This window comes from Streptomyces sp. HSG2, from assembly GCF_016598575.1.
In the GTDB taxonomy this organism is placed as follows: Bacteria; Actinomycetota; Actinomycetes; order Streptomycetales; family Streptomycetaceae; genus Streptomyces.
This window is the reverse complement of the sequence record NZ_CP066801.1, coordinates 3,816,307-3,830,664: the sequence shown is the minus strand read 5'-3', so window position 1 is coordinate 3,830,664 and position 14,358 is coordinate 3,816,307. Positions and strand designations below refer to the sequence as shown.

Here is a 14,358-nt window from a genome sequence, read left to right as displayed (position 1 = left end):
TCCACCGTCTCGCTCGCCGTTCCCCGTGCCTGTCCGTGTTCCGGCCGCCGGGCCGGGTCTCCCCCCGTCACCGGGCCGGCCCGGCGGCGAGCAGGTCGACGAAGCCGACGTCCTCGGCGGCGACGCCGAACACCTCCGCGCGCAGCAACGTCCGCTCGGCCCAGGCGCGGTGCGGCTTCACCTCGTTCATCTTGTTGGTGTAGGCCGACCTGAGCACCCCGCCGCCGTCCCGGTCCGGGCTCAGGATGTCCCGAGCGTCGCCGTACTCCTCGTGGCTGACCACGGAGAGCGCGTGGACGGGGGAGACGTGGGAGGGATGGATGCAAGTCTTGCCCAGCAGTCCGTTGGCCTGGTCCAGGGAGATCTCCCGCAGCAGACCGTCCATGGCGTGCTCGATCAGCCTGTCGCGCAGGGCCGCCGCCCTGACCTGGAGGAAGGGGCTCTGGCGGAGTTGCGGTTTGAACATGCGCTCGTGGACGCGGAAGTACTCCCACACCGGCCCGGTCACGGTGAAGCCCGTACCGTCGGCCCGCCCGAACACGTTCACCACGTCGGCGATGACGGAGGCGACGACCTGCACGTCGTAGGCGGTCATGTCAGGGCCGCGCCGCAGGCCGTAGGCGGAGCAGAAGTCCGTCACCCCCAGGCGCAGGGCGAGGACGCGGTCCCGGTACTTGTCGACGGCCCGGAAGACGCCGTCCAGGGTCTGCGCGCGGGACTCCCGGTAGAGCAGCTCGGGGGACTCCAGGACGGGCATGGCGAAGAGCCGTCGTCCACCGGCCGCCTCGGCGTCGGCGAGCGCCTCCAGGAACGGCACGCCGTGTTCCTCGGTGAACTTGGGCAGGACGAATCCGGAGAGCAGTCGGGCGGCGGGGCCGAGGCGGCGCACCAGGTCCGGGATCTGTTCCGGGGTGCGGACCCGGACGAACAGCAGCGGCGGGTCGGCGTCGGCGCGGGCGGCGAGCTCGGCGAGCTCGGCGAGCCGGCGGACCAGGTTCTCCTCGGCCGCCGGCACGTCGGCGTCGTCGATCGAGTCCTCCAGGCACAGCGCCATCGACACCACGCCCCGGGACGCCTGTCGGAGGATGTCCTCGGCGAGCCGGGGGCGGGTGGCCGGGCTGTAGAGGGTGGCGCCGAGGGCCGCGGCGAGCAGTCGGGGCGGGGAGTCGGCGGTGAACGCGACCGGCTCCCGATGGAAGAGGCGCTTCCGCACCTCGGGGGCGATATGCCCGAAATGACGCATGGGGACTTCCCGTCGCTGTCTGGGGGCTGGGAGCATGGCGAAGGTGGCCGGTAATAGTACGTAAGGACCGGTGTCGGGGGTTCCCTCGGGGCCCGGCCGGTGGGCTCGCGCGGTCCGGGCGACCGGCCGCGTTGTCGTGACCAGGACCGAGGGGGCAGGATGACGGGCATGACGCACGCGATGCTGAAGGGGTCGAACATCCCGCTGGGCGCCGGCACGGTACGGGCCGTGCTGCGCTGGTCCCCCGGCCAGGGAGTGCCCGCCGTGGACGCCTCCGCCCTGCTCCTCGGCCCGAACGACCGCGTGCGCTCGGACGAGGACTTCGTCTTCTACAACCAGCCCCGCCACCCCTCCCAACGGGTGTGGCGGCTGGGACAGCAGCGGAGCGCGGACACCATCACCGACGAGATCCAGGTCGAACTCCGTGACATCGAGCCGGAGATCGGTCGCGTCCTGCTGGTGGCCTCCGCCGACGACATGACCTTCGACCGGGTACGCGGCCTGCGCCTCCTGCTGCACGACGCCGAGGACCCGGACGGCGAACCCCTCGCCCACTTCGACGTCGATCCGGAGACGGGTCGGGAGACGGCCCTGATCTGCGGCGAGCTCTACCGACGAGGGGAGGCCTGGAAGTTCCGTGCCCTGGGGGAGGGGTACGCGAACGGGCTGAAGGGGCTCGCCACCGACTTCGGCATCTCCGTGGACGAGTCGGAGGAGGCGCCGGAGGAGGAGACGACGGCGCTCGTCGGCGCGCCCTCGGCGGCCCCGGACGCCCCCGAGGCCGCCGCCCCGCTGCCGCCCGAATGGCCGCCCGGCGCGCCGGCCCCGGCCTACGGAGGACCGCCGACGGCACCGCCCACACCCGGGTACGGCTATCCGCCGGTGCCCGCCGCTCCCCCGGCCCCGATGGGTCCCGTGCCGCCGCCGGTCGCCCCGGTGCCCGATCCGGCCTTCCGCATGCCTCCGCAGGGGCCGCAGTTCGTCGGCGCCTGACGCGGCGGAGGCGTCGGCGGGCGCGACCGACCCCGTCCGTCGGCCCCGCGCCCCGGCGGGGCGGGGCGGCGTCGTGGGACGCGCGAGGGAGCCGGTCAGCCGCCCGCCTTCGTCTTGTAGCCCCTGCCCCATTGCAGGCCCCAGCCGTAGAGCCGGTCCAACTCGCCCTGGAAGCCGTACACGAACCTGACCTCGCGACGGACGACGATCTCCCCCTTGACGTTCTCGATCAGGACCACGGCGCACGACCTGGCCTGCGGCTGGCGCTCGTCCAGGTCGATCTCCACGCGGGGTCCGTTGCTCGGGTAGAGCGTGACGATGGCGTGCGTCCGGTCGAAGGCGGGGGTCTGGTCGTAGATGTAGGCGAAGACCAGCAGCCGCTTGATGGCGTCCCGGTGGTCGAGATTGACGTACATCGTCTCCCCCGAGGCGGAACCGAACCGGTCGTCGCCACTGAGCTTGACGTACGGCGGGGCGTTGACGTCACCGAGGTAGCCGCCGAGGGGCTGCACGACGCCCTTGGTCCCGTCCCGCAGTTCGTACAGGCACCCCAGGTCGAGGTCGACGTCGACCATGCTCTGGGTGTGCCCCATCACCTCGGGAGGGCGGAAGGCCTTCAACGGGTGCCGCAGCAGGCTCTCCCGCCGCGGCCCGCCGATGTCGGAGGTGCGCATCCGCCAGCTGAGGTTCACGCGCAGATGCCCGGTGGCCGCCCCCTGCTTGGTCAGGGAGACCTGGCCGTTCCGTTTGGTCAGCTCGATCGCGTTGGTGGCCGCGCTGCCCGATTCGAAGTCGGCGGCGCGCCCCCGCCACAGTCCGTCCAGGAAACCCATTGCGCCCCCAAGGTCGTCGCTCCGGGTCGGCCGGGACCGGCCGCCGGGATCTCGCGGCGGGGCGAGGGCGGGACACCCCGCCCTCGCCCCGTGGAGAGCGTTCCTCCGACGGCCGCCGTTCACACCGGGCGCCGGTGACCGGAAACGGACGCCCGCCCGGTCCGGCTCACACCCCGGAGGGGACTTCGGCCTTCTCGCTCGGCCTCGCCCCGTCGTCACTCGCGGCCAGCGACCGGTTACGACGCACGGAGGACCAGAAGGAGGCGCCGATCAGGACCACGCCGACGAGCCCGGTGACGATCTCGTTGATCTCGTACTGGATGGTCACCAGCAGGATCAGGGCGAGCGCGCCGATGGCGTAGTGGGCGCCGTGCTCCAGGTAGACGTACTCGTCGAGGGTGCCCTGTCGGACCAGGTAGACGGTGAGCGATCGGACGTACATGGCGCCGATGCCCAGTCCGAGGGCCATCAGGACGATGTCGTTGGTGATGGCGAAGGCGCCGATCACGCCGTCGAAGGAGAAGGAGGCGTCGAGGACCTCCAGGTAGAGGAACATGAAGAAGGCGGCCTTGCCGGCCATCTTGACCGCCGAACGCGGCTTGCCCGCGCGGGCGGCGGCCTCCTCCGCCTCGTGCTCGCGTTCCTCCTCTTCCTCCAGGCGGTTCTCGAAGAACCCGGAGAGACCACCGACGATCATGTAGGTGATGAGGCCACCGATCCCGGCGAGCAGCACCGTCTCGGTCTTGTCCGCGTAGGTGCCGCCGTGCTGGTGGGCCTGGGCGCCGAAGAAGATCGCCGAGAGCAGCAGCACGCCCAGAGCGATGCAGACCGCCAGCATGTCGACCTTGCCCAGCTTGGCCAGCGGGCGCTCCAGCCGGCTCAGCCACTTGATCTCCCGGTCCTGGAAGAGGAAGTCGAGGAAGATCATCAACAGGAACATGCCGCCGAAGGCCGCGATCGACGGATGGGCGTCGGTCACCAGCTCCTGGTAGCGGTCCTTGTCGCTGAGAGCCAGATCGATGGCTTGGATCGGGCCCAGTTGAGCGCTGACGGCGACGATGACGACCGGAAAGACCAGCCGCATTCCGAAGACGGCGATGAGGATGCCGATGGTGAGGAAGATCCTCTGCCAGAAGGCGTTCATCTTCTTCAGAATTCCGGCGTTGACCACGGCGTTGTCGAAGGACAGCGAGATCTCCAGGATGGAGAGGATCGCCACGATCCCGAAGGCGGCCCACCCCCCGAACACGAACGCCGCCACGAGGCCGAGCGCGGTGACCGCGAACGACCAGCCGAAGGTTTTCAGAACCACTGGCTACCCAATCCTTGATGGAGATCCCGCCCGAGCCGCCCCCGAGGGCGGTCTCCCCCGCCGTCGTACCCGGCTTTACGAAACATTGACCCCGAAGTCTAGAGCGATGCCGCGAAGCCCCGACGCGTACCCCTGCCCCACCGCCCGGAACTTCCACTCGCCGTCCCGGCGATAGACCTCGCCGAAGATCATCGCCGTCTCGGTCGAGGCGTCCTCGCTCAGGTCGTAGCGGGCCAGTTCCTGGCCGTCGGCCTGATTGACGACCCGGATGAAGGCATTGGCGACCTGCCCGAAACTCTGCCCCCGCTCGTCGGCCTGGTGAATGGAGACCGGGAAAACGATCCTGTCGCATCGGTCGGGAACCAGGGAAAGGTCCACCAGCAGCGACTCGTCGTCACCGTCGCCCTCGCCGGTGAGGTTGTCCCCGGTGTGCTCCACGGAGCCGTCCGGGCTCTTGAGGTTGTTGTAGAAGACGAACCACTCGTCTCCGAGGACCCCGCCGCCGCCGCACAACAACGCGCTGGCGTCGAGATCGAAAGGCGCTCCGGTGGTGGAGCGCGCGTCCCAGCCGAGACCGATCATCACCTGTGTGAGATTCGGCGCGGCCTTGGACAGGGAGACATTGCCCCCCTTGGCGAGCGTGACGCCCATCGTTGTGGTCCCTCCCCGAGTGGTGGTCCGTCGTGCCGTCGACGTCGGACGCCCGCGCGGCGCCGCACCCGCCGGGCGGGGGCCGCGCGGGCGGATCCGGTCAGACGTTGACGCCGAAGTCCTGCGCGATGCCGCGCAGGCCCGAGGCGTAGCCCTGGCCGATGGCCCGGAACTTCCACTCCGCGCCGTGCCGGTACAGCTCCCCGAAGACCATGGCGGTCTCGGTCGAGGCGTCCTCGCTGAGGTCGTAGCGGGCGATCTCGCCGCCGCCCGCCTGGTTGACCACCCGGATGAAGGCGTTGCGGACCTGCCCGAAGGACTGCTGCCGGCTCTCGGCGTCGTAGATCGAGACGGGGAAGACGATCCTCTCCACGTCCGCGGGGACACCCGCCAGATCGATCTTGATCTGCTCGTCGTCACCCTCGCCCTCACCGGTGAGGTTGTCCCCGGTGTGCTCCACGGAGCCGTCCGGGCTCTTGAGGTTGTTGAAGAAGACGAAGTGCTGGTCGTTGCCGACCTTGCCCGCGCCGTCCAGCAGCAGCGCGCTGGCGTCGAGGTCGAAGTCCGTGCCGGTGGTGGTGCGGACGTCCCACCCCAGTCCGACGATGACCGCGGTCAGGCCCGGAGCCTCCTTGGTCAGCGATACGTTGCCGCCCTTGCTGAGGCTGACTCCCACGAGTCCTCCCTTGGTGTCCGGGGGCCGGAATGCCCCGTCTGCATCGGATGTCGGATCAACGACTCGATCCTACCGACGGGTTCCCGCCACCCCCGGGCCAGGTTCCGCACGGCGGTCCCGAGGCCGGCGGGACCGTCACAGCGCGTCCAGCGCCGTGACGTACTCGTCCAGGTCACGGGCGTCCGGAAGAGCGTTCACCACGTTCCAGCGGACCACGCCGTCCTTGTCGACGACGAACGTCCCGCGCACGGCACAGCCCTTGGTCTCGTCGAAGACGCCGTAGGCGCGCGAGACCTCGCCGTGCGGCCAGAAGTCCGAGAGGAGGGGATACTCCAGCGCCTCCTGCTCGGCGAACACCCGCAGGGTGTGGATGGAGTCGTTGGAGACGGCGAGGACCTGGGTGTCCCGCTCGACGAACCGCGACAGGTTGTCTCGGACCTCGCCCAGCTCGCCCGCGCACACCCCGGTGAAGGCGAACGGGTAGAACAGCAGCACCACGTGGCGCCGGCCGCGGAAGTCCGACAGCCGCACGGTCGCGCCGTGGTTGTCCTTGAGCGCGAAGTCGGGGGCCTGGTCGCCGGCCTGGATGACCATCGTCGTGTCCGTCCCTTCGAAGGGTGCTTCCCGAGGACACCCTACGCAGGACGGCACCACCCGGACCCCGACGGTCCCGGGGATCTCCGGTTCGCCCCCGTCGCCCCCGGGCCGGGGGCGACGGGCGGGACGGCCGGTCCCGGCTACCGCTTGGGCTTGGCCGCCTTCGGCGTGGCCAGACGGCTGCCGCTCCAGTCCTTGCCGACACTGACGCTCTTGGCCGCCGTCAGCCCGGCCGTCTTCGCGGCGTCCGAGATGTCGCTGGGTTCGACGTATCCGTCACGGCCGGTCTTCGGCGTCAGCAGCAGGATGGCGCCGCCCTCCTCGATGTACGTGGTGGCGTCCACCAGCGCATCCGTCAGGTCGCCGTCGTCGTCACGGAACCACAGCACAACGGCGTCGGCCACGTCGTCGTAGTCCTCGTCCATCAGGTCGCTCTCGACGGCGCCCTCGATGGCCTCGCGGAGCTCCTGATCCACGTCGTCGTCGTAGCCGATCTCCTGGACCACCTGCCCGGGCTGGAACCCCAGCCTGCCGGCAAGGGTCGTCCGCTCCTCCGCGTGGTCCGCGGTCGCGCTCACGGGTTGCCTCCTGATCATGTCTTGGATGGGGTGCCCCCGGCCCACCGGGCCTGGGGAATCTCGGCCGCGCGCCTGCGCGCGGCGTTGGCCGTAGTCCACACGGGCGGGACGAATCGCGCAAGTACCCGGCGGCCGGGACCGCCGAAACGGTGACGATCCCGGCCGGGTCCCCGCAACTTCGGGCCCACGAAGGCCGCCGAAGGTGACATACACCACACCTTTCTGCCCCGTTTGCGCATCTCGGAATCATCCAGGGGTACGAGACTCGAATGAACTGCCCCGGTAGTCCGGCGCACGAGCGCGTGCCGCACGATAGAGATGACGTGCGCCCGCGCCGGGTGCACGATGGGTCCGGCGCAGCCGGCCGGCGCGCCCGGACGGGGCGCCGGAGTCAGCGAGACACCGGGCCGGACCGCTTGGCGTGACGGCCCTCCGACAGCGAAGGAACAGCGTGGCTTCCGCACCCGATCGCAGCCCGATCATCATCGGCGGCCTGCCGAGTCAGGTTCCTGACTTCGACCCCGAGGAAACCCAGGAGTGGCTCGACTCCCTCGACGCCGCCGTCGACGAACGCGGCCGGGAGCGCGCCCGCTACCTGATGCTGCGGTTGATCGAACGGGCCCGCGAGAGGCGCGTGGCCGTGCCCGAGATGCGCAGCACGGACTACGTCAACACCATCCCCACCAAGAACGAGCCGTTCTTCCCCGGCAACGAGGAGATCGAGCGGCGGATCCTCAACGCCACCCGCTGGAACGCGGCGGTCATGGTCTCCCGGGCCCAGCGGCCCGGCATCGGCGTCGGCGGACACATCGCCACCTTCGCCTCCTCCGCCTCGCTCTACGACGTCGGCTTCAACCACTTCTTCCGAGGCAAGGACGAAGGGGACGGCGGCGACCAGATCTTCTTCCAGGGGCACGCGTCGCCGGGCATCTACGCCCGCGCCTACCTCCTGGACCGGCTGGACGAGCAGCACCTGGACGGCTTCCGCCAGGAACACTCCAAGGCTCCGAACGGGCTCTCGTCCTACCCGCACCCCCGGCTGATGCCGGACTTCTGGGAGTTCCCGACGGTCTCGATGGGACTCGGCCCGATCGGGGCGATCTACCAGGCGCGGATGAACCGCTACCTGCACGCCCGCGGCATCGCCGACACCTCGCGGTCACGGGTGTGGGCCTTCCTCGGGGACGGCGAGATGGACGAGCCGGAATCACTCGGACAGCTCACCCTGGCCGCGCGCGAGGGCCTGGACAACCTGACGTTCGTGGTCAACTGCAACCTGCAACGGCTGGACGGACCCGTCCGGGGCAACGGCAAGGTCATCCAGGAACTGGAGTCCGTCTTCCGCGGCGCCGGCTGGAACGTGATCAAGCTGGTGTGGGACCGCAGCTGGGACCCGCTGCTGGCCCAGGACCGCGACGGGGTCCTGGTGAACCGGATGAACACCACGCCGGACGGCCAGTACCAGACCTACGCCACCGAATCCGGCGCCTACATCCGGGACCACTTCTTCGGCGACGACCACCGGCTGCGCGCCATGGTCCGGGACATGACCGACGACCAGATCCTCCACCTGGGGCGCGGCGGACACGACCACCGCAAGATCTACGCCGCCTACCAGGCGGCGCTGGAGCACCGCGGCCAACCGACCGTCATCCTGGCCAAGACGGTCAAGGGCTGGACGCTGGGTCCGAACTTCGAGGGCCGCAACGCCACCCACCAGATGAAGAAGCTGACCGTCGACGACCTAAAGCGGTTCCGCGACCGGCTGCACCTGCCCATCTCCGACCAGGCCCTGGAATCCGGCCCGCCGCCGTACTACCACCCCGGGCGGGACACCGAGGAGATGCAGTACATGCACGACCGCCGCAAGGCGCTGGGCGGCTACGTGCCCAGCCGGGTCGTGCGGTCCAAGCCGCTCCCGATGCCCGCGGACAACACCTACGCGACGGTGAAGAAGGGGTCGGGTCAGCAGTCCATCGCGACGACGATGGCCTTCGTCCGCCTCCTGAAGGACCTCATGCGGGACAAGGAGATCGGCAAGCGGTTCGTGCTGATCGCTCCCGACGAGTACCGCACCTTCGGCATGGACTCCTTCTTCCCGAGTGCGAAGATCTACAACCCGCTGGGGCAGCGGTACGAGTCGGTCGACCGCGAGTTGCTCCTCGCCTACAAGGAGGACCCGGCCGGACAGATGCTGCACGACGGCATCTCGGAGGCGGGCTGCGCGGCCTCGCTGATCGCGGCGGGCTCCTCCTACGCGACCCACGGCGAACCGCTGATCCCGGTGTACGTCTTCTACTCGATGTTCGGGTTCCAACGCACCGGCGACCAGTTCTGGCAGATGGCGGACCAGCTCGCGCGCGGCTTCGTCCTCGGAGCCACCGCCGGTCGCACGACCCTGACCGGCGAGGGTCTCCAGCACGCCGACGGACACTCGCAGCTCCTGGCATCCACCAACCCGGCGTGCGTCGCCTACGACCCCGCCTACGGCTACGAGATCGCGCACATCGTCCGGGACGGCCTGCGACGCATGTACGGCGGATCACCGGAGCACCCGCACGGCGAGGACGTCTTCTACTACCTCACCGTCTACAACGAGCCCATCCAGCACCCGGCCGAGCCGGAGGACGTGGACGTGGAGGGCATCCTCCGGGGCATCCACCGCGTCGCCCGGGGCACGACGGGTTCGATCCCCGCGCAGATCGTCGCTTCCGGCGTGGCGCTCCCCTGGGCCCTGGAGGCCCGGCGGATCCTCGCCGAGGAGTGGGACGTCGCGGCCGACGTCTGGTCCGCGACCTCCTGGAACGAACTGCGCCGCGAGGCGGTGGAGTGCGAGGAACACAACCTGCTGCATCCGGAGGAGGAGCGGCGGGTGCCGTACGTCACCCGGAAGCTGGCCGACGCCCGAGGACCGTTCGTGGCCGTGTCGGACTGGATGCGATCGGTCCCGGACCAGATCGCGCGCTGGGTGCCGGGCGGCTACCAGTCGCTGGGCGCGGACGGCTTCGGATTCGCCGACACCCGAGGGGCGGCCCGTCGGTTCTTCCACATCGACGCGCAGTCCATCGTGGTCGCGGTCCTGACCGAACTGGCCCGTGAGGGCAAGGTGGACCAGTCCGCGCCCAAGCAGGCCCTGGACCGCTACCGACTCCTCGACGTGACGGCGGCCGACCCGGGGACCGCCGGCGGCGACGCCTGACCGGACGGCCGGCGAACGCCCGCCGAGGAGGCCCGGCACCCGCGCGTGCCGGGCCTCCTCGGCTGTGCCGCGGACCGTCGCACACGGTCCCGCACCTCGTGCGCGCGGTTCCGGCCGGCCCAACCGGCACCGCGCGGAGTGACCCGCGCCGGGGGCACGCGGGTCGCGGACGCCGCGTCGCGCCTCCCCGGAGGGCTCCCGACCTCACGGATCTCCCTAGGATGGCGCGCCATGGACGAGACCGGGGAATCGGAATCGACGCCGCTCTCTCGTTGGGAGCGGCGCAGCCAACGGCCGATGCTGCTGGCCGCCGCGCTGTTCGCGGTCGCCTACGCCGTGCCGATCGTGGCCGGCCCGACCGACGACACGGTGTCGCGGATCTGCTCCTGGGTGGAGTGGGGCGTGTGGGCCGCCTTCGCCGGCGACTACCTGGTCCGGCTGGGGCTCGCCGAGCGCAGGTGGCGCTTCGTACGGACCCACTGGCTCGACCTCTGCGCGGTCGCTCTGCCGTTGTTGCGGCCCCTGCGTCTGCTGCGGCTGGTGTCGACCATGCTCCTGGTCGGGCGCCGGGCCAGGATGGCCTCACAGGTCAGGCTGACGACCTACGTCGTCGGGTCTGTCGTGGGACTGATGATGTTCGGTTCGCTGGCGGTGCTGTCGGTGGAGCGGGACGCTCCCGGGGGGAACATCCGGACGCTGGGTGACGCCGTCTGGTGGTCCTTCACCACCATGACCACGGTCGGGTACGGGGACCTCGCGCCGACCACCGGGACGGGTCGGCTCCTCGCGGTGGGGCTGATGCTCTCCGGGATCGCCCTGCTGGGTGTGGTGACGGCCAACATCGCGGCGTGGTTCATCGCGCGGTTCGAGCGGGACGACGTGGAGGGCCGGCGGCGGACCGAGGCGATGGAGTCGCTGACCGAGGAGGTGCGCGCGCTCCGCGCCGAGATCGCCGAGTTGCGCGGGGCTCCCGCCGAGCCGGTCGCCGAGCCGGGAGGACCGCGGGTCGGCGTCCAACGGCTCGGCCCGGACGACTGAGCCGACCCCGCACCCGTTGGCCCGGCCGCGCGCCACCGCGCGTCCCGGGGTCACCACCCGACCCGCGCCGCTCGCCCCACCTCGCACAACCGGCCGCATTACCACAGCACCCCCACGTGATCCTGGCCACTCGGCCCACGCGAGTCCCTATCGTTCTCCTATCGTGTCCTGGCAGTGGCTCCCTCCGACTTCTCCCCGCACCCCCTGGGCACCTCCCCCCCACCGCGGTCTCCCCGTGCCCTCCTCGCCCTGGCCGTGGTGTTCGTCCTGCTGGCGACCGGCGGCTGGACGACCCTGCGTCACCCGCGCGAGACCCCGGCCCTCCAGGCCTCCGTCGCCGCCTGGGAGGAAGGCCGGATCGCCGGACGGCGACTGCCGTCCCTCGCGGTCGGGCCGGCACGGATCGCGCGCTTCCTCGCCTCGCTCACCGAGAGTCGGCGCGTATCCCTGGCCCACCGCTATCCGCTGGCCGTCGGCAACATGGACGGCGCCCCTCCGTCCCTGCGCTACCTCGCCAACCGCCTGGCCCTGCGCGAGGCCGCGGAGGCGGAGCGGCACCGTACGCGGGACGCCCGCCTCTCCCCCGCGGGCCGCGCCCAGGCCGAACGGCGGCTGCGCCGCTACACGCGGCTGGCCCGCCCCGAACGCTCCGTCCTCGCCTTCGACCCGGCCGGGTCGGGCCGGGTCGCCGAGGTCTTCGGGGACCTCGGGACGGCGGAACGCGTCTCCGTCGTCGTCCCCGGCGTCGACAGCGACCTGCTCACCTACGAACGCACCGACCGGCCGCACAGCGCGCCGGCGGGGATGGCGCGGGCTCTGTACCGCGCGGAACGGGCCCTCGCCCCCGACTCCCGCACGGCCGTGATCGCCTGGGCCGACTACACGGCGCCCCGGGGCCTCGGCGTGGGAGCGGCGACCGGGGCCCTCGCCGCGCGAGGGGCCCCGCGGCTGGAGGAACTGGTGCGCTCGCTGCCCGGATCGGCCGCGGTCTCGCTGTTCTGCCACAGCTACGGTTCGGTGGTGTGCGGGGTCGCGGCCCCCGACCTCCCGAAGCGGGTCGGCGACATCGTCGTGGCGGGAAGCCCCGGCATGCGGGCCGAGAACGCGTCCGGCCTGCGCACCTCCGCCCGGGTGTGGGCGACGCGGGACGCCGACGACTGGATCGAGAGCGTGCCCCATCTGGAGGTGGGCGGGCTCGGACACGGCGCCGACCCGGTCTCGACCGCCTTCGGGGCCCGGGTTCTCTCGGCCGAGGGCGCGGACGGGCACAGCGGCTACTTCGCGCCCGGCACCGAGAGCCTCGACAACTTCGCGCGGATCGGCGTCGGCGCCTACCGGGAGGTGGACTGCGCCCCCGCCGCCCGGGACTGCCGGGCGGGCCTTCCGAGCCCCTCGACCGCGGAACCCGACTGACCCGACGGAGGACTCCGGCGTGCCCGCGCGAAGCGCCCGTCGGTCCGCCCGACACAGCCCGTTGCCCCCGCGGTACCGCCGCGCCGCACGCCATCGGCCCCAGCCTCCGGGCGGACGACACCGCCTGGGCGCCACGTTCTAGGCTCTTCGACATGTCGTCGAAGAGCCTCGCCCTGATCGAGAACTGGCCGGTCCCCACAGCCGCGGCCGGAGTCGTCCGAGCCGACGGGACGGTCATGGGGACCCACGGTCCCGTCGACCGACGCTTCCCCCTGGCGTCGGTGAGCAAGCCGCTGACCGCGTACGCGGTGCTGGTGGCCCACGAGGAGGGCGCCATCGACCTGGACGAGCCCGCCGGGCCGGCCGGTTCCACCGTCCGGCACCTGCTCGCGCACACCTCGGGCCTCGCCTTCGACGAACACCGTCCGGCCGCGCCGCCCGGCGAACGGCGCCTGTACTCCAACGCCGGCTTCGAGCGGCTCGGCGAGCACGTCGCCGCGGCCACGGACATCCCGTTCGCCGAGTACCTGCGCCAGGCGGTCCTGGTACCGCTGGGGATGACGGCCACCTCCCTGGACGGCTCGCCCGCCAAGGACGTCGTGTCCACCGTCGAGGACCTGCTGAGGTTCGCGGCCGAGGCACAGGCCCCGCGCCTGCTGGACCCCCGGACCGTCGCCGAGGCCATGACCACGCAGTTCCCGGGGACCCGTGGGGTGCTTCCCGGATACGGCCATCAGAGCCCCAACGACTGGGGGCTCGGATTCGAGATCCGGGACGGCAAGTCGCCGCACTGGACCGGCTCGGCCTCCTCCCCGGGCACCTTCGGGCACTTCGGTCAGTCCGGCACGTTCCTCTGGATCGACCCGGAGGCCCGCCTGGCCTGCGTGGCGCTGACCGACCGGCCCTTCGGTCCGTGGGCGGTCGAGGAGTGGCCGGACTTCACCGACGCCGTGCTGGCGGAGGCACGCGCCTGACCTCGCCGCCGGTGCCCGGCACACCGCCTCGGCCCACCACGGGACGCGCGCGGCCGTCCCGTGGTGGGGCACGGGTCGCCCCGCTCCGTCCGGGGCGGGCGGACGGCCTACCTCTGGTCCTGCGAGAGGCGCCACATCAGGATCTCGGCGTCGGTCAGCGCCACGGCCTCGATGTCGCCGACATCGGTCAGGCGGGCCGCGTCGCCCTCCTCCAGCCGCGCCTCGCCCAGCCGAACCGACCCCCGCGCGACGTGCGCGTACCCGCGGGCGCCGGCGGGCAACCGGGCGCCGCGCCCCGCCCGCGGGCGCCGCACGAGCAGGGTGGCGCCGGCCCCGGGGACGGCCAGGGGCATGGCGTCGGACAGGCCGCGGACGACCCGGTGGGACGGCTCTCCGCCGGTCCGGCGGGGGGTGAGCCACATCTGCACGAAGGTGAGCGGGGCCGTTCCGTCGTTGCGCTCCACATGGCGCACCCCCGCGCCCGCGCCGAGGACCTGGGCGTCGCCTGCCCGGAGCACCGTGGAGTGTCCGGCGCTGTCCCGGTGGGTGAGTTCGCCCTCGACCACCCAGGTGACGATCTCGGTGTCGCGGTGACCGTGTTCGTCGAAGCCGGCCCCCGGCGCCAGCCGCTCCTCGTTGCAGGCGACGAGGGCGCCGAACCCCAGGTTGTCGGGGTCGTAGTGCGGCCCGAAGGAGAAGGCGTGCCGGGACTCGATGCCGGAGGCCGCGTCGCCTCCCCGGTAGCGCTCGCCGGCGCGCCGTACGTCGATCACGGTCGCCACCCTAGTCCCGCCGCCATCGGCGCTCCCTCGGCCCGACGCGATCCGGACTCTCCCTCGGACACGGCCCCC

At 71.7% G+C, this 14,358-nt stretch carries 13 protein-coding genes; 5 read left to right on the top strand and 8 right to left on the bottom strand.

Annotated features, from left to right (window positions below):
- Positions 1–67: 67 nt before the first annotated feature.
- The gene (locus JEK78_RS16515) at positions 68–1,243 is read right to left on the bottom strand and encodes an HpcH/HpaI aldolase/citrate lyase family protein (protein WP_200260103.1); all 1,176 of its coding nucleotides are present in this window, start codon (positions 1,241–1,243) and stop codon (positions 68–70) included.
- A gap of 168 nt (positions 1,244–1,411) precedes the next feature.
- Between JEK78_RS16515 and JEK78_RS16510 the strand changes: the two genes are divergently transcribed.
- Entirely contained in the window at positions 1,412–2,236 is an 825-nt protein-coding gene (locus JEK78_RS16510; RefSeq protein ID WP_200260100.1) for a TerD family protein, read from the top strand.
- A 95-nt stretch (positions 2,237–2,331) separates the two neighbouring features.
- On the opposite strand, the gene JEK78_RS16505 is transcribed toward JEK78_RS16510, so the two are convergent.
- The 6 genes from JEK78_RS16505 to JEK78_RS16480 form a co-directional block, all read right to left on the bottom strand.
- A complete protein-coding gene (locus JEK78_RS16505; RefSeq protein WP_200260097.1) occupies positions 2,332–3,069 on the bottom strand; it encodes a Tellurium resistance in 738 nt (245 codons plus the stop codon).
- Positions 3,070–3,235: 166 nt separating this feature from the next.
- Positions 3,236–4,381 carry a DUF475 domain-containing protein gene (locus JEK78_RS16500; protein WP_200260094.1) on the bottom strand — a complete coding sequence of 382 codons (1,146 nt, stop codon included), beginning with the start codon at positions 4,379–4,381 and terminating at the stop codon, positions 3,236–3,238.
- A 75-nt stretch (positions 4,382–4,456) separates the two neighbouring features.
- Positions 4,457–5,032 (bottom strand): TerD family protein, encoded by a 576-nt coding sequence (locus tag JEK78_RS16495; RefSeq protein WP_200260091.1) that lies wholly within the window; start codon positions 5,030–5,032, stop codon positions 4,457–4,459.
- 100 nt (positions 5,033–5,132) lie between these two features.
- A complete protein-coding gene (locus tag JEK78_RS16490) occupies positions 5,133–5,708 on the bottom strand; it encodes a TerD family protein (protein WP_200260089.1) in 576 nt (191 codons plus the stop codon).
- A gap of 135 nt (positions 5,709–5,843) precedes the next feature.
- Positions 5,844–6,302 (bottom strand): peroxiredoxin, encoded by a 459-nt coding sequence (locus JEK78_RS16485; protein WP_200260086.1) that lies wholly within the window; start codon positions 6,300–6,302, stop codon positions 5,844–5,846.
- A gap of 143 nt (positions 6,303–6,445) precedes the next feature.
- A complete protein-coding gene (locus JEK78_RS16480) occupies positions 6,446–6,883 on the bottom strand; it encodes a DUF3052 domain-containing protein (protein ID WP_200260083.1) in 438 nt (145 codons plus the stop codon).
- 451 nt (positions 6,884–7,334) lie between these two features.
- Here JEK78_RS16480 and aceE point away from each other — a divergent pair, with 451 nt between their 5' ends.
- From aceE to JEK78_RS16460, 4 genes are all read left to right on the top strand, one after another.
- Positions 7,335–10,082 (top strand): pyruvate dehydrogenase (acetyl-transferring), homodimeric type, encoded by a 2,748-nt coding sequence (gene aceE / locus JEK78_RS16475; RefSeq protein ID WP_200260080.1) that lies wholly within the window; start codon positions 7,335–7,337, stop codon positions 10,080–10,082.
- Between the two features lie 231 nt (positions 10,083–10,313).
- Positions 10,314–11,120: a potassium channel family protein gene (locus tag JEK78_RS16470; RefSeq protein WP_200260076.1), complete on the top strand. Its 807-nt coding sequence runs from the start codon at positions 10,314–10,316 to the stop codon at positions 11,118–11,120.
- 174 nt (positions 11,121–11,294) lie between these two features.
- The gene (locus tag JEK78_RS16465) at positions 11,295–12,533 is read left to right on the top strand and encodes an alpha/beta hydrolase (protein WP_242483105.1); all 1,239 of its coding nucleotides are present in this window, start codon (positions 11,295–11,297) and stop codon (positions 12,531–12,533) included.
- 152 nt (positions 12,534–12,685) lie between these two features.
- Entirely contained in the window at positions 12,686–13,507 is an 822-nt protein-coding gene (locus tag JEK78_RS16460; protein ID WP_200260073.1) for a serine hydrolase domain-containing protein, read from the top strand.
- 107 nt (positions 13,508–13,614) lie between these two features.
- On the opposite strand, the gene JEK78_RS16455 is transcribed toward JEK78_RS16460, so the two are convergent.
- Positions 13,615–14,280 (bottom strand): pirin family protein, encoded by a 666-nt coding sequence (locus tag JEK78_RS16455; RefSeq protein ID WP_200260070.1) that lies wholly within the window; start codon positions 14,278–14,280, stop codon positions 13,615–13,617.
- Positions 14,281–14,358 lie beyond the last annotated feature (78 nt).

Excerpts from the sequence above, each read along its gene's own strand:
- JEK78_RS16515 (WP_200260103.1), bottom strand. The coding sequence starts at position 1,243 with ATGCGTCATTTCGGGCATATCGCCCCCGAGGTGCGGAAGCGCCTCTTC.
- JEK78_RS16510 (WP_200260100.1), top strand. The coding sequence starts at position 1,412 with ATGACGCACGCGATGCTGAAGGGGTCGAACATCCCGCTGGGCGCCGGC.
- JEK78_RS16505 (WP_200260097.1), bottom strand. The coding sequence starts at position 3,069 with ATGGGTTTCCTGGACGGACTGTGGCGGGGGCGCGCCGCCGACTTCGAA.
- JEK78_RS16495 (WP_200260091.1), bottom strand. The coding sequence starts at position 5,032 with ATGGGCGTCACGCTCGCCAAGGGGGGCAATGTCTCCCTGTCCAAGGCC.
- JEK78_RS16485 (WP_200260086.1), bottom strand. The coding sequence starts at position 6,302 with ATGGTCATCCAGGCCGGCGACCAGGCCCCCGACTTCGCGCTCAAGGAC.
- JEK78_RS16470 (WP_200260076.1), top strand. The coding sequence starts at position 10,314 with ATGGACGAGACCGGGGAATCGGAATCGACGCCGCTCTCTCGTTGGGAG.
- JEK78_RS16460 (WP_200260073.1), top strand. The coding sequence starts at position 12,686 with ATGTCGTCGAAGAGCCTCGCCCTGATCGAGAACTGGCCGGTCCCCACA.